The organism is Ralstonia mannitolilytica (genome assembly GCF_905397375.1).
GTDB classification, from domain to species: Bacteria; Pseudomonadota; Gammaproteobacteria; order Burkholderiales; family Burkholderiaceae; genus Ralstonia; species Ralstonia mannitolilytica.
In genome coordinates this window covers 61,967-83,508 of the sequence record NZ_CAJPVG010000009.1, presented here as the reverse complement: position 1 = coordinate 83,508, position 21,542 = coordinate 61,967, and the positions used below count along the sequence as shown (strand labels likewise).

At 67.4% G+C, this 21,542-nt stretch carries 17 protein-coding genes; 7 read left to right on the top strand and 10 right to left on the bottom strand.

From position 1 onward, the window contains the following. Positions 1 to 92: 92 nt before the first annotated feature. Positions 93 to 3,068, bottom strand: coding sequence for a ribonucleoside-diphosphate reductase subunit alpha (locus KHN96_RS16720; protein ID WP_045785963.1), 2,976 nt, complete (start codon positions 3,066 to 3,068; stop codon positions 93 to 95). 599 nt (positions 3,069 to 3,667) lie between these two features. Here KHN96_RS16720 and KHN96_RS16715 point away from each other — a divergent pair. The 3 genes from KHN96_RS16715 to KHN96_RS16705 are packed head-to-tail and all read left to right on the top strand — an operon-like array spanning position 3,668 to position 8,107. Then, entirely contained in the window at positions 3,668 to 5,689 is a 2,022-nt protein-coding gene (locus tag KHN96_RS16715; RefSeq protein WP_045785962.1) for an alkaline phosphatase family protein, read from the top strand. Between the two features lie 30 nt (positions 5,690 to 5,719). After that, positions 5,720 to 5,920, top strand: coding sequence for a hypothetical protein (locus KHN96_RS16710; RefSeq protein WP_045785961.1), 201 nt, complete (start codon positions 5,720 to 5,722; stop codon positions 5,918 to 5,920). Between the two features lie 36 nt (positions 5,921 to 5,956). Next, a complete protein-coding gene (locus KHN96_RS16705; RefSeq protein ID WP_062737989.1) occupies positions 5,957 to 8,107 on the top strand; it encodes a phosphocholine-specific phospholipase C in 2,151 nt (716 codons plus the stop codon). 72 nt (positions 8,108 to 8,179) lie between these two features. Here the strand turns inward: KHN96_RS16705 and ampD are convergent, their stop codons facing one another. From ampD to KHN96_RS16680, 5 genes are read right to left on the bottom strand one after another with little or no spacing between them, the layout of a single operon-like run. Beyond that, positions 8,180 to 8,782, bottom strand: a complete 603-nt coding sequence (ampD, locus tag KHN96_RS16700) for a 1,6-anhydro-N-acetylmuramyl-L-alanine amidase AmpD (protein ID WP_181817412.1) — start codon at positions 8,780 to 8,782, stop codon at positions 8,180 to 8,182. Further along, complete coding sequence (locus KHN96_RS16695) at positions 8,775 to 10,406, bottom strand: sigma-54-dependent transcriptional regulator (protein WP_062737990.1); 1,632 nt, start codon at positions 10,404 to 10,406, stop codon at positions 8,775 to 8,777. Before KHN96_RS16695 ends, ampD begins: the two co-directional genes overlap by 8 nt. 34 nt (positions 10,407 to 10,440) lie before the next feature. Beyond that, positions 10,441 to 12,489, bottom strand: a complete 2,049-nt coding sequence (locus KHN96_RS16690; protein ID WP_062737991.1) for a sensor histidine kinase — start codon at positions 12,487 to 12,489, stop codon at positions 10,441 to 10,443. Then, entirely contained in the window at positions 12,486 to 12,734 is a 249-nt protein-coding gene (locus KHN96_RS16685) for a hypothetical protein (RefSeq protein ID WP_045785957.1), read from the bottom strand. Before KHN96_RS16685 ends, KHN96_RS16690 begins: the two co-directional genes overlap by 4 nt. A gap of 37 nt (positions 12,735 to 12,771) precedes the next feature. Next, the gene (locus KHN96_RS16680; protein ID WP_062737992.1) at positions 12,772 to 13,683 is read right to left on the bottom strand and encodes a cytochrome C assembly family protein; all 912 of its coding nucleotides are present in this window, start codon (positions 13,681 to 13,683) and stop codon (positions 12,772 to 12,774) included. Between the two features lie 175 nt (positions 13,684 to 13,858). Between KHN96_RS16680 and ffh the strand changes: the two genes are divergently transcribed. After that, positions 13,859 to 15,274: a signal recognition particle protein gene (gene ffh / locus KHN96_RS16675; protein ID WP_115044086.1), complete on the top strand. Its 1,416-nt coding sequence runs from the start codon at positions 13,859 to 13,861 to the stop codon at positions 15,272 to 15,274. 67 nt (positions 15,275 to 15,341) lie between these two features. Continuing rightward, positions 15,342 to 15,890: a hypoxanthine-guanine phosphoribosyltransferase gene (locus tag KHN96_RS16670; protein ID WP_045785954.1), complete on the top strand. Its 549-nt coding sequence runs from the start codon at positions 15,342 to 15,344 to the stop codon at positions 15,888 to 15,890. Positions 15,891 to 15,953: 63 nt separating this feature from the next. On the opposite strand, the gene KHN96_RS16665 is transcribed toward KHN96_RS16670, so the two are convergent. The 4 genes from KHN96_RS16665 to KHN96_RS16650 all read right to left on the bottom strand — a co-directional run bounded on the left by KHN96_RS16665 (position 15,954) and on the right by KHN96_RS16650 (position 19,968). Continuing rightward, on the bottom strand, positions 15,954 to 16,547 hold the full coding sequence (locus KHN96_RS16665) for a MarC family protein (RefSeq protein WP_045785953.1): 594 nt from the start codon (positions 16,545 to 16,547) through the stop codon (positions 15,954 to 15,956). 15 nt (positions 16,548 to 16,562) lie between these two features. Next, a complete protein-coding gene (locus KHN96_RS16660) occupies positions 16,563 to 17,429 on the bottom strand; it encodes a 2OG-Fe(II) oxygenase (RefSeq protein WP_045785952.1) in 867 nt (288 codons plus the stop codon). Positions 17,430 to 17,492: 63 nt separating this feature from the next. After that, a complete protein-coding gene (locus KHN96_RS16655) occupies positions 17,493 to 18,230 on the bottom strand; it encodes a lytic transglycosylase domain-containing protein (protein WP_062737994.1) in 738 nt (245 codons plus the stop codon). 13 nt (positions 18,231 to 18,243) lie between these two features. Further along, positions 18,244 to 19,968: a proline--tRNA ligase gene (locus tag KHN96_RS16650; RefSeq protein ID WP_062737995.1), complete on the bottom strand. Its 1,725-nt coding sequence runs from the start codon at positions 19,966 to 19,968 to the stop codon at positions 18,244 to 18,246. A 219-nt stretch (positions 19,969 to 20,187) separates the two neighbouring features. Here KHN96_RS16650 and KHN96_RS16645 point away from each other — a divergent pair, with 219 nt between their 5' ends. Continuing rightward, entirely contained in the window at positions 20,188 to 20,898 is a 711-nt protein-coding gene (locus tag KHN96_RS16645) for an RNA pyrophosphohydrolase (protein WP_045785949.1), read from the top strand. Next, positions 20,895 to 21,533 carry a CNP1-like family protein gene (locus tag KHN96_RS16640; protein ID WP_045785948.1) on the top strand — a complete coding sequence of 213 codons (639 nt, stop codon included), beginning with the start codon at positions 20,895 to 20,897 and terminating at the stop codon, positions 21,531 to 21,533. Before KHN96_RS16645 ends, KHN96_RS16640 begins: the two co-directional genes overlap by 4 nt. Positions 21,534 to 21,542: the final 9 nt, after the last annotated feature.

Here is a 21,542-nt window from a genome sequence, read left to right as displayed (position 1 = left end):
CGTCGCTCCCGCCCTCTCGGAGCGCGAGGCTAGTGTCCTGCAGATCACGGTGCTCCCGCTTGCGCGGGAGCAACCTCAGGCACTGTTTAGATTTACTGGCAGGCTTCGCATTCCTCGAAACCGGGGTCGCCCGGGCGCATCGTGCACACGGCCCCTTCGGCTTCCGGCATGGCCTGCGCGGTGGCGGCAGCAGCATCCAGTGCGCTGGCGGGCGCGGCTTGCGACACGCCGGCAGCGGACACGCCACCCACATCGCTACCCGACGACACCGCATTCAGCGTGCCGCGCGACACGGTGGACTTTTCCACGTGCGTTGCACCGATCGTGCGCAGGTAGTACGTGGTCTTCAGGCCACGCAGCCAGGCCAGCTTGTACGTGTCGTCCAGCTTCTTGCCCGACGCGCCGGCCATGTAGATGTTCAGCGACTGCGCCTGGTCGATCCACTTCTGGCGCCGCGCGGCGGCTTCCACCAGCCATTGCGGCTCCACCTCGAAGGCCGTTGCGTACAGGTCGCGCAGGTCTTGCGGGATGCGGTCGATGCGGGCCAGCGAGCCGTCGAAGTACTTCAGGTCGGCAACCATCACTTCGTCCCAAAGGCCGCGGGCCTTCAGGTCGCGCACGAGGTAGTCGTTGACCACCGTGAACTCGCCCGACAGGTTCGACTTGACGTACAGGTTCTGGTACGTCGGCTCAATGCAAGCGGACACGCCGATGATGTTGGAGATGGTTGCCGTCGGCGCGATCGCCACGCAGTTCGAGTTGCGCATGCCGTACTGCTTGATGCGCGCGCGCAGGCTGTCCCAGTCCATCGTCGACGACATGTCGGCTTCGAGGTAGCCGCCGCGCTCTTCGGCCAGCAGCTTGAGCGAGTCCTGCGGGAGGATGCCGCGATCCCACAGCGAGCCCTTGTAGCTGCTGTAGCGGCCGCGCTCCTCAGCCAGCTCGGTCGACGCCCAGTAGGCGTAGTAGCACACGGCTTCCATCGAGGTGTCGGCAAACTGCACGGCGGCCTCGCTCGCGTACGGCACACGCAGCACGTGCAGCGCGTCCTGGAAACCCATGATGCCCAGGCCGACCGGACGGTGGCGCAGGTTCGAATCACGTGCTTTCTTGACCGCGTAGTAGTTGATGTCGATCACGTTGTCGAGCATGCGCATGGCGGTGCGCACGGTCTTCTTCAGCTTCTCGTGATCGAGCACCACGCTGCCGTCGGCCTGCTTGACCAGGTGGGCGACCAGGTTGACCGAACCGAGGTTGCACACCGCGATTTCGCTGTCGTTCGTGTTCAGCGTGATTTCCGTGCACAGGTTGGAGCTGTGCACCACGCCCACGTGCTGCTGCGGGCTGCGGATGTTGCACGGATCCTTGAACGTGATCCACGGGTGGCCGGTTTCGAACAGCATGCCCAGCATCTTGCGCCAGAGTTGCAGCGCCGGCATCTTCTTGAAGAGCTTGATCTCGCCACGCGCGACCTTGTCTTCATAGGCCAGGTAGGCCTGCTCGAACGCCTTGCCGACCTTGTCGTGCAGGTCCGGGCAGGTGGACGGCGAGAACAGCGTCCACTCGCCACCTTCCATCACGCGCTTCATGAACAGGTCCGGGATCCAGTTGGCCGTGTTCATGTCGTGCGTGCGGCGGCGGTCGTCGCCGGTGTTCTTGCGCAGCTCCAGGAATTCTTCGATGTCCAGGTGCCACGTTTCCAGGTACGCGCAGACGGCGCCCTTGCGCTTGCCGCCCTGGTTCACGGCCACGGCCGTGTCGTTGACCACCTTCAGGAACGGCACCACGCCTTGCGACTTGCCGTTCGTACCCTTGATGTGCGAGCCGAGTGCGCGCACGTTGGTCCAGTCGTTGCCCAGGCCGCCGGCGAACTTGGAGAGCAGCGCGTTTTCCTTCAGCGCTTCGTAGATGCCGTCCAGGTCATCCGACACGGTGGTCAGGTAGCACGACGACAGCTGCGAGCGACGCGTGCCCGAGTTGAACAGCGTCGGGGTGCTCGACATGAAATCGAACGACGACAGCAGCTGGTAGAACTCGATGGCGCGGGCTTCGCGGTCGATTTCGTTCAGCGCCAGGCCCATCGCCACACGCATGAAGAACGCCTGCGGCATCTCGATGCGGGTTTCGTTGATGTGCAGGAAGTAGCGGTCGTACAGCGTCTGCAGGCCGAGGTAGTTGAACTGGAAGTCGCGCGAGGCATCGAGCGCCGCGCCCAGGCGGGCCAGGTCGAACTGGGCCAGCTTGTCGTCCAGCAGCTCGGCGTTGATGCCGCGCTTGATGAACTGCGGGAAGTAGTCCGCATAGCGGGTGCTCATTTCGGCCTGCGTGACTTCTTCGCCGAGGATTTCGCGGCGGATCGTGTGCAGCAGGATGCGCGCCGTGACCTGGCTGTACGCCGGATCCTTCTCGATGAGCGTACGGGCGGCCAGGATGGCCGAGTCGTACACCTGCGTCATCGGCACGCCTTCATACAGGTTCTTGACCGTTTCCTTGAGGATCGGCTCCGGGTCCACCGCATCGCCCAGGCCTTCGCAGGCCGAGACGATCACGTTGCGCAGCGCCGCCATGTCCAGCGGGCGGGTGATGCCGCCGTCGGTCACGTTCAGGCCGATGAAGGCCGGTTGCTGCTGGGTTTCGCCGGCTTGTGCGCGCTCCTGGGCGCGGCGCTCGCGGTACAGCACGTAGGCGCGGGCCACGTCGTGCTCGCCCGAACGCATCAGGGCCAGTTCGACCTGATCCTGCACGTCTTCGATGTGGAACGTGCCGCCGTTCGGGCGGCTGCGCAGCAGGGCGCGCACCACGTTCTGCGTCTGTTGGTCGACCAGCTCGCGCACACGCGCGGAAGCGGCGCCCTGCCCGCCGTTCACGGCGAGGAAGGCCTTGGTCATCGCCACGGCGATCTTGGACGGCTCGAAGCTCACCACGGCGCCATTGCGGCGGATGATCTTGTAATCGGCGTAGTTGACGCCGGAACCGGTGCCGGGGGCCACGGCCGTGCCGCCAGCGCTTTGCGCAAATTGAGTGGGATTGGCGGTGCCGGAGTGGATTTCGGATTGGGCCGTCTGCATGTGGACTCCTGTTGAACCGTTCGATTGAGGGTCCGCCGGTGGGGAACCCCAGGGCGGACTCTGGCACCACGCAGGAAAAAAGAGACCGAAAAGACCCTTGTCTTTTCTCAGCCCCCAAGCGCCGGCTTGACCTGCCGTACGCCCGCCCCCGCGTGGCGCCGAAATAAGAATCCCGGAAAGCGACCACTACATCTAGTGTTTCATCCCGGGATTGGCGCTAAGTATAGTGGATCGGTCGAAGATGACCAGTCTTGACAGATGGGGGCGAAAGGCCTTCTTTCCATCCCGGATGCGCTGCCGCAAACCCGCCATCCCAGTCTGCACAAAGGGTCGACGGGGCCGGCGTGCGGCGTCGCAATGCGCACGTTTCCAGAATAATTCTTTCTATCGGTGAGGCAAGCGCGATAGACACCACCTCACCTTCGGTAGGGAATTGCGTGACGTGCACTGCACCGGTGCGTCGCCCGTGGACGACGCACAAGAAATCCGAATAGCGGCATCAGCATTCTTGTCGCGGCTGTCACTTGAGCGACAGGCCCCGTCCCTACGCTTCGGTCGCATTGCAGGGAGCGCAATCACCGCGACCGAGGAAAATCGACATGGCTTGGAACCGACCTGCCCGCCGTCTGCTGACGGCCGCGCTGGGCACAACCTTGGCCACCGCACTGGCGGCCTGCGGCGGGGGCAGCGATGGTACCCCAATCGCCGGCCAGGGCAACACCAGCCCGCCGCCGGCCGGCCCCAGCAGGAAAGTGCTGGTGGTCGGCGTGGACGGCGCCACCTATGCGCAGGTCCAGCGCGGCCTGTTGCGGCGCAGCCTGCCGAACCTGGCCGCGCTATCGGTCATGCCGGCCTCCACGGGCGGCACGCTCGGTACGACGACCGCCCAGCCGCCGCTCGACACCCCGAGCTGGGCCACCGTGCTGACCGGCACCTGGCAGAACCGCCACGGCGCGCCCGACGACACCGTCGCCACGCTGGCCGCTCCGACCGTCTTCGGCTACGTGCGCGGCGCCGCCAAGGCCGCCGGCACCACCCCGCACCTGGGCGCGGCCGTCAGCTCGGCCGTGCTGCCCGCGCTGCTCAAGGCGGACCAGCAGGCGGGCAATCTCGACACGCTGGTCGACTGCGCCCAGGCCGATCCGTGCGTCACGCAACACAGCGTGAAGCTCGTGCAATCGGGCTACGACGTCGTCTTCGCGCAGTACAGCGCGCCGGCCGCCGCTGCCCTTGACGCAGGCTTGCAGAGCGACGCTTACACCGCTGCCCTGCACGACGTCGACCAGGCCATCGGCACGCTGCAGGCTGCCATCGCCCAGCGCCGGGCGGCCAACCCGGGCGAAGACTGGCTCGTGGTCGTCACCACCAGCCATGGCCTCGACGCAACCGGCGCGACCACGTCGGCGCCCACGCTGGAGAACCGCACCGCCTTCATCGCCCTGAACAAGACCGCGAACCCGGTGCTGGGGAAGGACGGCACGGCCGCACCCACCTCCGAAGCCACGCTGGCCGCGCTGCCGAGCGAGGCCGACATCGTGCCGACCGTCCTGGCGCAACTGAACGCCGCCGTGCCGGCTGCCACACATAAGCTTGATGGCGCGGCGCTGACGGCCAATGCCGTGGGGGTACGCAACCTCCAGAGCACGGTGGGCCAATACAACGCGTCGCTGGTGCTCACGTGGCAGAACCCGACCACCGCCAGCGGCCCCATCACCGTGCTGCGCGATGGCAAGCCGGTCGCCACGCTGCCTGCCACGGCCACGCAGTACACCGACAACAGCTTTGCCACCGCGACCGGCCTGTACCGCATCAACTACACGGTGGTGCGCAATGACATGCCGGTCTCGACGCTTGCGCAGATCGATTACGTTGCGCCTACGCCGCTGGCAGCCACGCTCACCAACGGCCTTGCGGCGTACTACAGCTTCGACCCGCTGCCGCCCACCGACCGCAAAGCCAGCTCGACGATCGGCCCCTGGGTGCTGGGCACCGACGGCGGCTCGGCAGCCACCGACCCGTTCGGCGGCACGGCGCTGTCGGTCGATTCGCGCGTCGACAGTTACAAGCTCACGCAGAACGGCGCCGACATCGCCCTGAGCCCCCAGTTCACCATCGGCTTCTGGTTCAAGTCTGACTGCGCGCAGGGCAACGGCACCGGCGAGCCGATCCTCTCCAACAAGAACTACACGTCGGGCGCGAATGCGGGCATTGCGCTCGGCCTGTTCGGCGGCTGCGAGGTGCGCTTCAACCTGGGCAGCGGCGGCAAGCGCGATGACATCAACGGCATGAAGTTCAGCGCCAACCAATGGGCGTATCTCGCCCTGTCGGTGGACACGCAGGCCAAGCGCTTCAGCGCCTACATCCTCGATCCGGTGCTCGGCGCGCAGAAGGTGGAAGACAAGCCCATCGCCAACACCGACGTCACGAAGCTGGGCGGCCTGGCCACGCTGGTCTGGGGCCTGAACGACGACGCCACGCACAACTACGTGCCCAACAACCCGGGCTCGCTCAAGGGCGTGATGGCCTACGACGACCTCGCCATGTGGACGCGCCGCCTGACGCTGGACGAACTCAAGACGATCAACGCGTCGCACCAGCCGCTGTCGTCGCTGAACCCCTGATCCCCTCCCCCAACCCGAACGAGACCGCTCATGAAGCCCTTCATCCACCCTCTCGCGCGGCCGCACCGGCTGGCCGCCGTGCTGCTGTGCGCCGCCACCTTGTCGCTGTCGGCCTGCGGCGGCGATTCGAACGACGGCACGCCAGGCACCGGAACCGACGCGGGCACGACCCAGCCGGATCAGCCCGGCAAACCGCCGGCCGACAAACCGAACCTGCGCTGCGCCCCCTGATCCCCCGTTCGTACATTCCGTACGCCTGAGACCGACATGACTTCCAACACCAAGCAAGGCGGCCGCCGCCACTTCCTCAAGCTGGCCAGCACGGGCGCGATCTCCGCTGCCGCACTGGCCGCGTTTCCGCCGTCGATCCGCCGCGCGCTGGCCATCCCGGCCAACAACGCGACCGGCACGATCCGCGACGTCGAACACGTGGTGATCCTCATGCAGGAGAACCGCTCGTTCGACAACTACTTCGGCACGCTGCAAGGTGTGCGCGGCTTCGGCGACCGCTTTCCCATCCCGCTGGCCGGTGGCCTGAACGTCTGGCAGCAGACCTACGTGCCAGGCAGCGGACCGAGCCGCACAGTGCTGCCGTATTACCTCGACAGCAGCGCCGGCAACGCGCAGCGCGTGTCCGGCACGCCGCACAGCTACCCCGATGCGCAGAACGCGTGGGACCTGGGCCGCATGAGCAAGTGGCCGACGTACAAGCAGACGCAGTCGATGGGCTATTACAAGCAGGCCGAGCTGGACTTCCAGTTCGCGCTCGCCAACGCCTTCACGCTGTGCGATGCGTACCACTGCTCGTTCCACGGCGGCACCAACACCAACCGCCTGTTTCACTGGACGGGCACGAACGATCCGACCGGCGCGGCGGGCGGCCCCGTCATCGACAACAGCGGCGACCACCTCGACGCCAGCGTCACCTACAACTGGACGACCTACCCCGAGCGCCTGCAGGCGGCCGGTGTGTCGTGGAAGGTCTACCAGAACATGCCGGACAATTTCACCGACAACCCGCTCGCCGGCTTCAAGGCCTACCGCGATGCCAACGCCGCGCGCGGCAACCTGGCCGACGGCAGCCCGTTCCCGCCGTACACGCCGGCCGACGAGACGGTCAGCCCGCTCATCAAGGGTGTCGGCAACACCATGCCCGACGGCGGCTTCCTGCAGGCCTTGAAGGACGACATTGCCGCCGGCCAGCTGCCGCAGGTGTCGTGGATCGTCGCGCCGGCCACGTATTCCGAACACCCCGGCCCGTCGAGCCCCGTGCAGGGCGCGTGGTACACGCAGGAAGTGCTCAACGCGCTCACCGCCAACCCGGCCGTGTGGAGCAAGACCGTGCTGTTCATCAACTTCGATGAGAACGACGGCTTCTTCGACCACGTGCCGCCGCCCGCAGCCCCGGCTTATGACAACGGCGTGCTGGCCGGCAAATCGACGGTGAGCACGGCCGGCGAATACCACACGGACCAACGCCCCTATGGCCCCGGCCCGCGCGTGCCGATGTACATCGTTTCGCCGTGGAGCCGCGGCGGCTGGGTGAACTCGCAGGCGTTCGACCACACCTCGGTGCTGCGCTTCCTGGAACTGCGCTTCAACGTCAAGGAGCCGAACATCAGCGCGTACCGCCGCGCGGTGCTGGGCGACCTGACCAGCGCCTTCAACTTCGTCAACCCGAACACCGAAACGCTGCCGACGCTGCCCAGCCGGGACAAGGCGACCGCCGACTCGATCCGCACCGCGCAAGGGTTGAAGCCGCAGGTGCCGCTGCCCTCGGTGACGGCGCAGCAGATGCCGACGCAAGCCACCGGCACCCGCCCCTCGCGCGCCCTGCCGTACGAGCTGCACGTCAGCGCGCGCGAAGACGCCACCAACCGCGTGCTGCGCCTGATCTTCAGTAACACCGGCACAGCGGCCGCCGTCTTCCACGTGTACGACCGCCTGCATCTGGACCGCGTGCCGCGCCGCTATGCGGTCGAGCCCGGCAAGATGCTCGACGACACGTGGGACGTGTTCACCGCCGACAAGGGCAAATACGACCTGTGGGTGCTCGGCCCGAACGGCTTCCACCGCGCGTTCTCGGGCGATGTGAGCGCCGTGTCGGCAGCGGGTTCAAGCGCACCGGAAATCCGCGTGTGCTACGACCTGGCCAACGCCGAGGTCTACGTGACGATGATGAACACCGGCACCGCCGGCTGCACTTTCACCGTCAAGCCGAACGCGTACCGCAACGACGGCCCGTGGACGTTCGACATCCCGGCCGGCAAGCAGCTCGACCAGCACTGGCCGATCGCGCGCCAGGGCAACTGGTACGACTTCACGGTGACGGTGCCGCAAGGCGGCTTCACGCGGCGCTTTGCCGGTCGCATGGAAACGGGCAAGGACGGCGTGTCCGACCCGGCGATGGGCACCTGAGGCAGGCACTGAAGGAGAAAGATCAGCAGAGGAAAACGTGGGCGGCCTCGCAACGGGCCGCCCGTTTTCATTTCAGAGCGCGTGCTGATACGGGAACAACGCCGCGTTGAATCCGCCGAGCGCGCGCAGATGAGCCCAGTCGAAATGCGGTCCGGGGTCTGTCTTGCGGCCCGGGGCAATGTCCGAATGACCGGCGATCGCCGCAATCGGATACGCCGCGCAGATCGCCCGCACAAGCGACGCCGTGGTGGCGTACTGCTCGGGCGTGAAGGCCAGATCGTCGGTGCCCTCGATTTCGATGCCGACCGAGAAATCGTTGCAGCGCGTGCGCCCGAAAAAGTCCGACGCACCGGCATGCCAGGCGCGCGCGTCGCACGATGCAAATTGCACGCATTCGCCCGTGCGACGGACGAAGAAATGCGCCGACACGCGCACGCCGCGCAGCTGATCGAAATACGGATGCGCGTCGCAGTCGAGCGTGTTGGTGAAGAAACGCAGTACGTCGTCGGTGCCGAAGTCGGCCTCCGACTGTGCCGGCGGCAGGCTGATGTTGTGCAGGACGATCAGGTCGATCGGCATGCCCGCGGGCCGTTCGTCGACGTTGGGCGACGGGTGCCGACGCATGGCATCGACCCAGCCGTCGGCGCCGACATGCATGGCGGGCAGCTTATGCATCGTCGTTCTGGCCGCCGAGGCCGTTGCTGGCCGGCTCCACGTCGCGCGGGTCGCGAATGCCGAGCTGCTGCATCCGATAGCGCAACTGCCGGAACGACAGGCCGAGCAGCTTGGCGGCCGCGGTGCGGTTGAAGCCGGTCTGGTCGAGCGCGGCCAGGATCACGCTGCGCTCGACAGACTCCAGATACGCCGGCAGGTCGATGGGCAGCGCGACGCTCGGCATCGGCGGCCCGCTGGGCTTGGCGGCCGGTGCAGGCTCCGCAGGCTGTGCGAGCGGCGGCTGCATGGGCTGCAACGCGCCCATGGGGCTGGGCACTGCCGGGGCGGGCATGTACACGGCATCCGGCCAGCCCGTCACGGGCGGTGGCGGTGCCATCGGATGGATCCCGGCTGCTGCGGCCTGCGCCTCGCGCGTCCGGTGGAACAGCGGCGAGCGCTCGATCTCGGCGCCCAGCGCGCCCAGGTCGTCCACGTCGATCGACTCGCCCTCGGCAAACGCGTACGCGCGTTCGAGCAGGTTCTCCAGCTCGCGCACGTTGCCCGGAAACGGATACGCGCACAACTGCTGCAGCGCCGCGCGCGTGAGGCGCTTGGGACGCGGATCGCCATAGCGGTTGGCGAGTTGCTCGAGCAGCACGCCGGCCAGCACGGGCACGTCTTCGGCGCGCTCGCGCAGCGTGGGCATGCGCAGCTCGAGCACGTTCAGGCGGTAGAACAGGTCTTCGCGAAAGCGCCCTGCGGCGACCAGGCGCGCGAGGTTCTGGTGGCTTGCGCAGACGACGCGCACGTCGACAGGATCTTCGCGGCTTTCGCCGATCTTGCGCACGCGGCGTTCCTGTAGCGCGCGCAGCAGCTTCACCTGCATCGTCAGCGGCAGGTCGGCCACTTCGTCGAGCAGCAGCGTGCCGCCGTTGGCCGCCTGGAAGAAGCCCTGGCGATCGCTGTCTGCGCCGGTGAAGGCGCCCTTCACGTAGCCGAAGAACTCGGCCTCCATCAGGTTTTCCGGAATCGCGCCGCAGTTGACGGCCACGAAGGGCCGGGCCGAGCGCGCAGACAACGCATGGATGGCGCGCGCCGCCCGTTCCTTGCCGCTGCCCGATTCGCCGCTGATCACCACCGGCGCCATGCTGCGCGCCAGGCGCATCAGCGAGCGGCGCACCTCCTGCATGGCAGCCGAGTGGCCGGGCAGCAGCTCGCTCGTGCGTTCTGCCAGATCGGCATTGCCGGGATCGGGATCGCGCTGCTGGCGCCCCAGCGCGTTGAGCACGAGGCTGCGCAGCTGGTCGAGCGAGAGCGGCTTGGCGATGTAGTCGAACGCACCAGCCTTGAGCGCTTCCACTGCGTTCTCGGCGCTGCCGTATGCCGTGATGACGGCCACCGGCGTGCGGTCGGCAGTGGCGGAGAGCTGGCGCACGAGTTCGATGCCCAGACCGTCGCCCAGGCGCATGTCGGTCAGCACGAGCGCAAAGCGCTGACGGGACAGCGCCTCGCGCGCTTCGGCCAGGCCGCTGGCAAGCACCACGTCGTGCCCCATGCGGCGCAGGGAGATCTCCAGCAGCTCGCGCAGGTCGGCTTCGTCATCGACGACGAGGATGGGTTCGCGAACGATGGCGGCTTTGGACATGGATCAGCAGGTCAGCGGAATATCAGCCGGCGGTTCATTCCGCTGCGGCCAGGGCGGGTTGATCGAACATCAGCGTGATGACGAAGGCTCGGCGCGGCAGCGTCTCACGCGCCTCCATGGTCAACGCTCCGGTCCGATCGAGCAAGGACTCCAGCGCGATGGCGCCGTAGCGGATCTGCGCGTCGTTGGCGCTGCACAACTCGCGCGCCATGTACAGGCCCAGGCCGGTGCCTTGGGCGTCATTCGTGAAGAACGGCTCGAAGAGGCTGCGCTGCTGCTCGGCGCTGACCTCGGGGCCGTCGTTCCAGATGACGAGCTCGGCGTGCGTGTCGTCCAGCGCGTACGCGGCCAGCAGGATGGAGCCCGGCACACGGCGGCAGTAGCGCAGCGCGTTGTCGAGCATGTTGCCCACCACCTGCTGCAATTGCGCGGGGTCGAACAAAACAGGCTTGTCCAGATCCACCGCCACGCGCACGAGATTCGGGTTGATTTCAGCCGATTCGCCCGCGCGGCGCAGCGCTTCGGCGCGCCAGCGCTCGACCACCTCCGGAAGCACCTGTGCCAGTTGCACGCGCACGCGCTCACCACGCGGGCGGCGCGACAGCATCAGCACGTCGGCGACCACCTGGTCGAGCCGGCGCACGTTGTCGCGGATGATGCGCAGCAGGCGCGTTTCCACACCCGAGCCTTCCCGGCGGGCGTGTTCACCGCCGTCGCCCGGGTCATCCAGCAACTCGGCCGCCTGACTGATGGCCGCCAGCGGATTGCGAATCTGGTGCGCGACGCTGGCCACCAGCCGCCCCATCGACGCGAGCTTTTCCTGCTGGGCCTGCTCGGCCACGCGCTCCCAGCTTTCCACGTGGACGAGCACGGTGTCATGCAGCTCGTGGCGCAGAAAGGCCTCGTCGTCGGCCGACCAGCCCTGAGTGGTGGCCTCCGCCGAAGGATGGCGCAGCCGCGGCGAGTCGACCTCGCCCGGTCGGCCCAGGCCGATGGTGCTGACCAGGCTTTCCATATAGACGCTGCGCAGGTTCGCCAGGCTGGGCAGGATGAAGCGCAGGCGCAGCCGGGCATGCAGCGCGGCGCGGCCGCCCGGAACCACCGGCAGGAGGTCGAGAATGCGCGGCGCGTCGTCGTCTCCGGTGCGCTCTGCGGGGCGGCTCTTGCGGCGCAGCCACTGGCGCAGCGTCTCCAGCAGCGGGCGCAGGTGCGGCACGTCCTTCAGGTCGAACAGCATCGCACCGCCGGCGGCGAAGGCGCTCTGCGGCACGCCCAGCAGCACGGCCGCCGCCGGGTTCGCGGCGACGACGCGGCCGTCGGCACGCACCAGCATCACGCCGTCCTGCATGTCATGGACCATCAGCCGGTTGACGAGCTGCTGCAGCCGCAGCTCGCGCTCGCGCGCGAGCGTCAGGCGCTCCTGCGCGATCTGGCGGTGCGACAGGCCGACCATCATCAACGCGGCCATCATGTAGACGAGGCCATACAGCCCCGCCGATGCCAGCCCTGGCGCGATCACGCCATCGCCGAGCATCTGCAGGAACGGATCCGCCAGCACCACCATCGACGCCACGGCCGCGGTGAACAGCGCAAAGAGCAGGCTGGTGAGCGCGCCCGCGGCCAGCACCGGCATCAGCAGCACCATCGCGACGCTCGCCGACAGGCGCGAGAGCGTCGCGTACGCCAGCCCCAGGAACAGCAGATCGAGCACCACATCGAGCCGCACCCGGAACTGGAACCGCGAACGCCACCACCCCGCAGCGGCCAGGATCAGCAGCGCGAGCGCCAGGTACGGCAGCGTCAGGCTCAGCAGGGCTTCGTCATTGAGGAGCGCCGCCGCTTCGTTGTGCTCGCGCGGCACCATCACGAACAGCAGCAGCACCAGCGCAACGGCCGCGCGGCTGAAGGCGAAATAGCGCAGCAGGCGCCATTGGAACTCGGGCGGATCCGGTTCGCGCCACACCGAGCGGATGGCCCGCCATGCGTTCAGGCGCGACAGCACGCTGCGGCCGGCGGGTGTCGGTGCGGCTTCCTCTGCGCCCGCGGGCCTGGCGTGCGCGGTGCCGGAGGCCTCCGGCGTCATGCGCGGCCCCGGTCGGCGTGCTCTGGACAACGGTAACGGCCACCGGGCAGCGCGATCATGCCGGTGCGCGGCGCGTGCACCCCGCACACGGCGCATTGCTCGATAGGCTGCGAAGCGTGCGACCCGGGCGCCTGCTCGCCCGCGCCGGCAGGCGCGCCCGACGGACGGGACGGGCGCGCAGCCAGGCGGCTCAACCACCACCAGCCGGCAAGCAGCATCAGGATCAGCAGGACAGGACGCGCCATGGGAAACGGAACAGGGTCGGACAGCCGCGCAGGCCGGCTACGTGCGATGCAGGATGACCTCGAGCACGAAGCGGCTGCCCACGTAGGCCAGCAGCAGGATCGCGAAGGCGGCCATCACCCAGCGCAGCGCCACCCGGCCACGCCAGCCATAGAAGTGGCGGCCGATCAGGATGCCGCCGAACATGAGCCACGACAGCACCGCAAAGACGTTCTTGTGATCGAAATGGACGGCGCGGTGGAACAGCTGCTCGGAGAACAGCACGCCCGAGGCGATGGTCAGGGTGAGCAGCACGAAACCGGCGCCGATCAGGCGGAACAGCAGCTTTTCGAGCGTGAGCAGCGGCGGCAGCAGGTCGAGCCAGCGGCTCAGCCACCCGCCTTCTGCCGGACGGTGCATGGTATGCAGACGGCGCTCGGCGGCCAGCATCAGGATCGCGTGGAACGCCGCCAGCGTGAACAGCCCGTAGGCCACGTTGGCGATGGCAAAGTGGAGCTTGAACAGGGGGCTGGCCGCGTAGCCGAGAATCTGCGCGCCGGGAAAGGCCAGCGGCAGCAGGCTGCCGACCAGCGCCACGGGCATCACCAGCAGCCCGAGGCCGGCCAGCGAGAAGAAAAGGCTTTCGATCCAGAAGATGCCCACACCCAGCCACAGCATGGCCGAGAGCGCATAGGCGAAACCGAACACCATCGCGCTGGGCGGGAAGATCGTCTCGTGCAGCAGCAGGCCGTGGGCGCACAGCGCGCCGAGCAGCGCCCAGCGCCACCAGCCGGGCGCAGTGCCCGCGGACGCCGGCGGCGGCGGCACGAGGACCGTACCGCCGGGTGGGTGCCCGCCCGCGCCGATGGCTCCAGCCGCGGCCGGAGCCTCGAGCCCGCCGCGTCGCGCCCACGCCGCCCAGGCGAGGGTGCCGTAGAGAAGCGCCGTCAGCGCATACAGTACAATCACCATTTGCACAGTTTACCGCAGCGCACCCTGGTTTTGGCCGGGGCCCGCCCCGCCGAGGCCCCCACCGGGCGGCGACGCAACATGCTGGCAATAACCCCATTCGAGCCGGCGCGACGCAAGCCCGCGCCGGCCGCTTCTTCCCCAACGCTGTCCCCCATTCCGGATTCCTGTCACTGTCATGCTGGATAACCTGACCCAACGGCTCGCGCGCGTGGTCAAGACCATGCGCGGCGAAGCGCGCCTCACCGAAGCCAATACCGCCGAGATGCTGCGCGAAGTCCGCCTGGCGCTGCTCGAGGCCGACGTGGCGCTGCCGGTCGTGCGCGAGTTCATTGCCCGCGTCAAGGAAAAGGCGCTCGGCGAGGAAGTCATCACGAGCCTCTCGCCGGGGCAGGCGCTGGTCGGCATCGTGCAGCGTGAGCTGACCGCCATCATCGGCGGCCAGGAAGCGCTCGAAGGCGTCGACAACAACGTCCTCGGCGGCCGTGCGGCGGAGTTGAACCTCAACGTCACGCCGCCCGCGATCATCCTGATGGCCGGCCTGCAGGGTGCCGGCAAGACCACCACCGTCGGCAAGCTGGCCAAGTGGCTCAAAGAGAACAAGAAGAAGAAAGTGCTGACGGTGTCGTGCGACGTGTACCGCCCCGCCGCCATCGCGCAGCTGAAGACCGTCTCGGAGCAGGTCGGCGCCGACTTCTTCCCCTCGCAGCCCGACCAGAAGCCGGTGGACATTGCCGCCGCCGCAGTGGACTGGGCCAAGAAGCACTACCACGACGTGCTGATCGTCGACACGGCCGGCCGCCTTGGCATTGACGAGGCGATGATGCAGGAGATCGCCGCGCTGCACGCCACGCTCAAGCCGGCCGAAACGCTGTTCGTGGTCGACGCGATGCTCGGCCAGGATGCCGTCAACACCGCCAAGGCGTTCAACGACACCCTGCCGCTCACGGGCGTGGTGCTCACCAAGCTCGACGGCGATGCACGCGGCGGCGCGGCGCTGTCGGTGCGTCACATCACGGGCAAGCCGATCAAGTTCGTCGGCGTGGCCGAGAAGCTCGACGGGCTGGAGCCGTTCTACCCCGACCGCATGGCCCAGCGCATCCTGGGCATGGGCGACATCCTCGCGCTGGTCGAAGAGGCGCAGCGCGGTGTCGACATGGAGGAGGCGCAGAAGCTCGCGGCCAAGATCAAGAAGACCGGCGGCTTCGACCTGGAAGACTTCAAGGCCCAGATCGGCCAGATGAAGAAGATGGGCGGCCTGGGCAGCCTGATCGACAAGCTCCCGGCGCAGATGGCGCAGCAGGCGCAGGGCGCCAACATGGACCAGGCCGAAAAGCAGGTCCGCCGCATGGAAGGCATCATCAACAGCATGACGCCGGCCGAGCGCGCCAAGCCGGAGTTGATCAAGGCGAGCCGCAAGCGCCGCATTGCCGCCGGTGCGGGCGTGCAGGTGCAGGAAGTCAACCGCCTGCTCAACCAGTTCGAGCAGATGCAAGGCATGATGAAGAAGCTCAAGGGCGGCGGCATGATGAAGATGATGCGCGCCATGGGCGGCATGAAAGGCGGCATGAAGGGCTTGTTCGGCGGCCGCTGAGGCGGCTACCCTGTCGCCTCGAACCCCCTGACCGATTTGAACCGAACCGTTTCCCCCCACTGACACGATGCTGAGCGCAGAACAGGCCCGCGAACTCTGGGCGAACTCCGAAGAAATCGTCAGCGAAGAGGCCGTGCGCGGCTCGCTGGACCGCATGGCCGAAGAGATCACCGAGAAGATCGGCGACACCTTCCCGATGGTGCTCTCCGTCATGGGAGGCGCGGCCGTCTTTACCGGCATGCTGCTGCCCAAGCTGACCTTCCCCCTGGAGTTCGACTACATCCACCTCTCGCGCTACAACAACCAGACGGTGGGCGGCGAGATGCAATGGCGCGTCGCGCCGCGCGAGTCGGTCAAGGGCCGCACGGTGCTGGTGCTCGACGACATCCTCGACGAAGGCGAAACGATGGCCGCCATCCGCTCGCGCATCATCGACATGGGCGCCGCCGAGTTCTACTCCGCCGTGCTGTGCGAGAAGAAGCTCGCCAAGGACAAGCCGCTGTACCCCGATTTCTGCGGTTTTTCCGTGCCGGACCGGTACGTGTTCGGCTGCGGCATGGACGCCAAGGGCTACTGGCGCAACCTGCCGAGCATCCGCGCGCTCAAGAACACCTGACGTAGCGCGCGGGCAAAAAAATGGGCGACCACCGAGTCGCCCTTTTTGTTGCCGGCGCCGCGCTCAAAGCTGTTGGGCGAAGATGCGGATGCCCTTGAGCAGCATCTCGACCGAGATCGCCACCAGGATCAGTCCCATCAGCCGCTCGAAGGCCATCACGGTACGCTCGCCCACCAGTCGCTGGATGTGCGTGGCGCTCAGCAACACCACCGCGCACACGGCCATCGTCGCGCATAGCGAGCCGACCCATGTCCACATGCGACCCGGCGCCTGCGACACCAGCAGCATCACCGTGGCCATCGCCGACGGCCCAGCGATGGCGGGAATCGCCAGCGGCACGATGAAGGGCTCGGTGGTCGGCTGCGCATCGGCGGCGCCTTCGCGCGGAAAGATCATGCGCAGCGCGATCAGGAACAGCACGATGCCGCCCGCGATCTGCAGCGACATGTCGGTCAGGCTCATCATGCGCAGAAAGCCCTCGCCGAAGAACATGAAGACGAGCAGCAGCGCAAACGCGATGCCGACCTCGCGCAGCACCACGCGGTTGCGCCGCTCCACCGGCACCGGCCGGAGCGCAGAGATGAAGATGGGAATGTTGCCGAGCGGATCGGTGATCAGCACCAGCAGAATCGTCGCCGAGAGGAACGTGTATTCCATGCGCCCGACCGTCGCTCAGGCACTGCGGCGGTACGGGCGTTCGCGCAACCACTTGGTGGCGATCCACTTTTCGCCGCGCTCGACCGGCAGGCCGGCATGCAGCGTGTCTTCATCGAGCGTGCCATCGGGCCGCTTGTAGACGAAGAAGACCGCGTTGCCCTTGACTGGCGCCACCTCCAGCCCGAGCTTCGGAAAGCCCGTCGCGCCGCCGGCCTGCACGCTGTTCAGGTAGATGACCATGGTGGCCACGCGCTGGCCGCCGACCTCGAGCTGGCGCGCCTCGCCGGTGCGGCCCGGATTGAAGAAATCGAAGTGCGGCTGATATTCGCCGCCCGGCTCATAGTGCAGCACCTGGAAGCCCTCGCCGTGCTCGACCGGTACGCCCACGGCCTGCGCGATCCGCGCCTCGATCCGGGCGATGAGCGGGTGCTCGCCCACCTGGAACATCGCACCCTCACTGGTGCGCGCGGCGATCAGGTTTTCCTCGCCGGTCTCGGGGTTCACCACCGGTGAACGCTTGAGCCGATTCCGCCCGATGGCGATCAGCTGGTCGCACTCGTCGTCCGAGAGGAAGTGCTGGAACAGCACGATGCGCGGCGTTTCGATGGCGAAGAGGATCGGAATATCGCCGTCGGCCGTGCGGACGGCATTGCTGTTCTCATCCGGCGCCTCCACGGCAGGGACGGGTACGGGCGCCCCGGAAGGAGCCGGCGCGCGACGGGCAAGCGCCTCCTCGACCACGCGCCGTGCGAAGGCGCCGTCATAGCCGGATTGCACCATCGAGGCCACCAGCGGCTCTGCCTCGAAGCCTTCGTCCACGTGACGCTGCAGCCAGTCGTGCAGCGCGTCGGACATCGTCGCGTACGGTTGGGTCGTAGACATGCGCAGGATGCAGCGAGCGGGAAAGATGGCCCTATTGTAGGCCGACCGCCCGCTAGAGGACGATCACGAACCGCCGGCGATCCGCAGCGGCGAGAACGGGTTGCGCGCGGGTGCCTCCGGCGCGGCCTTTGCACGCCGGCCAGGTTCGGCCGGAACCGGCGCGGATACCGTCATGGCGCTCGACTCCTCGTACTGCCAGCGCTTCCACGCCGCCAGCACCGCATTCGGATATTGCGGCTGGCCCCGGCTGCCGTTGTAGCGGCCCAGCGCCAGGTACAGGTTGCCGCCTTCCATGTCGAGGTAATGCCGCAGGATCGTGCAGCCGTAGCGCAGGTTGCTCTGCAGGTGGAAGAGCTTGCGGACGTCCTTGTCGCCGATGGAACGCGTCCAGAACGGCATCACCTGCATCAGGCCCATCGCGCCGGCGCTGCTGATGGCGTACTTGCGGAAACCGCTTTCCACCTGGATCAGGCCGAGTACGAGCGCCGGGTCCAGGCCCGCGCGCTTGGCCTCGTAGTACGCCGTCTCGATCAGCTCGACGCGTACCGACGCCTGCGGAATCTTGCTCGACAGGCGCACCGACATCTCGGCCAGCCAGCGCAGGTAGCCGAGCTGCTCCTCATTGCTGGCAAACACGGGGCGCAGCGGGCGGCTGTCGGCCACGGCGGCAGACAGCGCACTGCGCACGGAGTCCGCCAGGTATTCCTCTTTCTGCGCGCCCGCCCACGCCGCCTGCGCGCCTGCAAGCAGCACGGCCGCACACAGTGCGGCGGAAATCGGACGGGGCAGGCGGCAGCACATGCGGTGGCGTGCGTTATTGCGCGAGACGCGCCTTCAGTGTGGCCAGCACATCGGCCGGCGCCACGGCGGTGGCGGCCTCATCGCGGCGGCCCTGGAATTCCAGCTTGCCTTCCTTGAGGCCGCGGTCACCCACCACGACGCGGAACGGCACGCCGATCAGCTCCCAGTCGGCGAACATCGCGCCCGGGCGCTCGCCACGGTCATCCAGGATGACGTCGATGCCTGCGGCGACCAACTCTGCGTGCAGGCGGTCGGCCTCGGCGCGCACGGCGTCGGAGCGGTCATAGCCCACGGGACAGATCACGACCTGGAACGGCGCGATCGACGCCGGCCAGATGATGCCGCGCGCATCGTAGTTCTGCTCGATGGCCGCGCCGAGGATCCGCGTGATGCCGATGCCGTAGCAGCCCATCACCATGGGCTGGGTCTTGCCGTTCTCGTCGAGGAACGTGGCGTTCATCGCCTCCGAATACTTGGTGCCGAGCATGAAGACGTGGCCGACTTCAATGCCGCGGCAGATGGCGAGCGTGCCCTTGCCGTCCGGCGAAGGGTCGCCTTCCACGACGTTGCGCAGGTCGTAGACTTCCGGCTCGGGCAGGTCGCGGCCCCAGTTGGCACCGGTGTAGTGGTAATCCTCTTCGTTGGCACCGACGACGAAGTCGCTCATCACCGCCACGGTGCGGTCCGCCACCACCTTGACCGGGTGCTTGGTGCCGATGGGGCCCAGGTAACCGGGACGCGTGCCGAATGCACGCAGGATTTCGCCCTCGGTGGCGAAGCGGAAATCGGCCAGGCCCGGCACCTTCGATGCCTTCACCTCGTTGAGCTCGTGATCGCCGCGCAGCAGCAGCAGCCAGATCTGCGGCTCGCCGCCATCCACGTCCGTCGCCAGCACGATCGACTTGACCGTGCGCGACAGCGGAATGCCCAGCTGTTCGGCCACCGCCTCGCACTTGGCGCGGCCAGGCGTGTGGGTCTTCGTGAGCACCTCCGTGGCGGCACCGCGGGGCGTGGCCGGCGCCACGGCCTCGGCGGCCTCGACGTTGGCGGCGTAGTCCGACGTCGGGCAGTACACGATGGCGTCTTCGCCCGTCTCGGCAATCACGTGGAATTCCTGCGAGCCCGAACCGCCGATGGCGCCGTTGTCGGCCGCCACCGCGCGGAACTCCAAGCCAAAACGCCGGAAGATGCGCATGTATGCGTCGAACATCTTCTGGTACGAGACCTTGAGCCCTTCCGCGTCGCGGTCGAAGGAGTACGCGTCCTTCATGGTGAATTCGCGGCCACGCATGACGCCGAAGCGCGGACGGCGCTCGTCACGGAACTTGGTCTGGATCTGGTAGAAGTTGACCGGCAACTGCTTGTACGAGCGGATCTCGGTGCGGGCGATGTCCGTGACCACCTCTTCCGAGGTCGGCTGGATGACGAAGTCGCGCTCGTGGCGGTCCTTGAAGCGCAGGAGCTCGTCGCCCATCTTGTCCCAGCGGCCAGTCTCCTGCCACAGCTCGCCCGGCTGCACGACCGGCATCAGCACTTCCACCGCGCCGGCGGCGTTCATTTCCTCACGCACGATCTGCTCGACCTTGCGGATCACGCGCAGACCCACGGGCATATACGTATAGAGGCCCGCGCCGAGCTTCTTGATCATGCCGGCACGCATCATCAGCTTGTGCGAGACGATCTCCGCGTCGGCGGGCGCTTCCTTGAGGGTGGAAATGAAGAACTGGGACGCTTTCATGCGACTGACAATAAGGGATGGCGCGGCGAACCAAAGCCGCGAGAACAAGGGCAAAAGCCACCGGAATCAGGAGATGAGACGAGGCGTCGGCCGCACATTGGCGTGCTCGGCGCCCTCCCCCAGGAGGCGCGAGTGAGCGGCAACATTTCGGCTTCGGTGACAGCCGGGCCACGGGCCGCTCTATAATCGGCGTAATTCTAAAGTATTCGAGGTGCAGTCATGCTCGATCGTGAAGGCTTCCGCCCGAACGTCGGCATCATCCTCATCAACGCAAGAAACGAGGTGTTCTGGGGCAAGCGCATTGGCGAGCACTCCTGGCAGTTTCCACAAGGCGGCATCAAGTACGGCGAAACGCCCGAACAGGCGATGTACCGCGAACTGCACGAAGAAGTTGGCCTGCTGCCGGAACACGTCCGGATCGTCGGTCGCACGCGCGACTGGCTGCGGTATGAGGTGCCGGACAAGTTCATCCGCCGCGAGATCCGCGGCCACTATCGGGGCCAGAAACAGATCTGGTTCCTGCTGCGCATGGTCGGTCGCGACTGCGACATCCAGCTGCGCGCCACCGAGCATCCGGAGTTCGATGCCTGGCGGTGGAGCCAGTACTGGGTGCCGCTGGACGCCGTCATCGAGTTCAAGCGCGAGGTGTACCAGCTGGCGCTGTCGGAGCTGTCGCGCTTCGTGCAGCGGCAGAACCGTGCACCGCTGTCGCCCTACGGGCGCACGGGCCAGCACCGCGAGCGCGACGGCCGCGAGCGCCCCGGCGCCCAGGCAGGCCGCAGCGATCCACCTGGGCGCGGACAGCGCCCGCAACCGGCGCTGACGACGGCCACGTCCACCACGGTCATCGTCGAAACGGTAAGCGTGCCCCTGCCGGGCCCCTCCTCCTCTCCCAACCCCGACGACACGGTTCCCAAGGACAATTCGTGACTCTGAAGACGACGACACGTGGAGCGCGACGCGCTCTCGTGCCGCTCGCGCTGGCGGCTGCGCTGGCGTTGGCGGCATGTGGCCACAACCGCACTGGCGATCTCGAAGACAGGCTGCTGCTGGACCCGTTCAATGACAAGCCGTTCAAGGAAGACGCTGTCACCTTCCCCGCTCCGCCGGTCGACCGCGATGCGGTGCCGTTTGAGGTCGGCGGCCGCAGCGATTCACCGCTGCGCTTTGCGATCGATCCGAAATCGGTGTCCATCGGCAAGGACAACGTGGTGCGCTACACGGTGCTGATCACCAGCCGGACCGGCGCGCGCAACGTCAACTACGAAGGCCTGCGCTGCGACACCGCCGAGCGCCGCATCTACGCGACGCTGCGCAACGACACCAACCAGTGGGTCGGCAATCGCGCCGTCGACATGAACGAAAGCGCCAACGCCGACTCCGCCAGCATGAACGCCTACAAGGCCGCCGGCGACTGGCAGCGCGTGGGCAACGGCGGGCCGACCGACTACGCCTCGGCCCTCATGCGCACGTACTTCTGCGACGTGCGCTCGGTGGCGGGAGACGGTCGGGCCTCTACGCTCGTGCGGCGGCTGAGCCAGTCCGGGCGCTATTACGGGCCCTGAGCAACACCG

Bases quoted from the DNA above. Each gene is read 5' to 3' on its own strand.
- KHN96_RS16715 (WP_045785962.1), top strand. From the start codon at position 3,668: ATGGCTTGGAACCGACCTGCCCGCCGTCTGCTGACGGCCGCGCTGGGC.
- KHN96_RS16660 (WP_045785952.1), bottom strand. From the start codon at position 17,429: ATGTCTACGACCCAACCGTACGCGACGATGTCCGACGCGCTGCACGAC.
- ffh (WP_115044086.1), top strand. From the start codon at position 13,859: ATGCTGGATAACCTGACCCAACGGCTCGCGCGCGTGGTCAAGACCATG.
- KHN96_RS16645 (WP_045785949.1), top strand. From the start codon at position 20,188: ATGCTCGATCGTGAAGGCTTCCGCCCGAACGTCGGCATCATCCTCATC.
- KHN96_RS16710 (WP_045785961.1), top strand. From the start codon at position 5,720: ATGAAGCCCTTCATCCACCCTCTCGCGCGGCCGCACCGGCTGGCCGCC.
- KHN96_RS16685 (WP_045785957.1), bottom strand. From the start codon at position 12,734: ATGGCGCGTCCTGTCCTGCTGATCCTGATGCTGCTTGCCGGCTGGTGG.
- KHN96_RS16670 (WP_045785954.1), top strand. From the start codon at position 15,342: ATGCTGAGCGCAGAACAGGCCCGCGAACTCTGGGCGAACTCCGAAGAA.
- KHN96_RS16705 (WP_062737989.1), top strand. From the start codon at position 5,957: ATGACTTCCAACACCAAGCAAGGCGGCCGCCGCCACTTCCTCAAGCTG.
- KHN96_RS16650 (WP_062737995.1), bottom strand. From the start codon at position 19,968: ATGAAAGCGTCCCAGTTCTTCATTTCCACCCTCAAGGAAGCGCCCGCC.
- KHN96_RS16655 (WP_062737994.1), bottom strand. From the start codon at position 18,230: ATGTGCTGCCGCCTGCCCCGTCCGATTTCCGCCGCACTGTGTGCGGCC.
- KHN96_RS16665 (WP_045785953.1), bottom strand. From the start codon at position 16,547: ATGGAATACACGTTCCTCTCGGCGACGATTCTGCTGGTGCTGATCACC.
- ampD (WP_181817412.1), bottom strand. From the start codon at position 8,782: ATGCATAAGCTGCCCGCCATGCATGTCGGCGCCGACGGCTGGGTCGAT.
- KHN96_RS16690 (WP_062737991.1), bottom strand. From the start codon at position 12,489: ATGACGCCGGAGGCCTCCGGCACCGCGCACGCCAGGCCCGCGGGCGCA.
- KHN96_RS16680 (WP_062737992.1), bottom strand. From the start codon at position 13,683: ATGGTGATTGTACTGTATGCGCTGACGGCGCTTCTCTACGGCACCCTC.
- KHN96_RS16695 (WP_062737990.1), bottom strand. From the start codon at position 10,406: ATGTCCAAAGCCGCCATCGTTCGCGAACCCATCCTCGTCGTCGATGAC.
- KHN96_RS16720 (WP_045785963.1), bottom strand. From the start codon at position 3,068: ATGCAGACGGCCCAATCCGAAATCCACTCCGGCACCGCCAATCCCACT.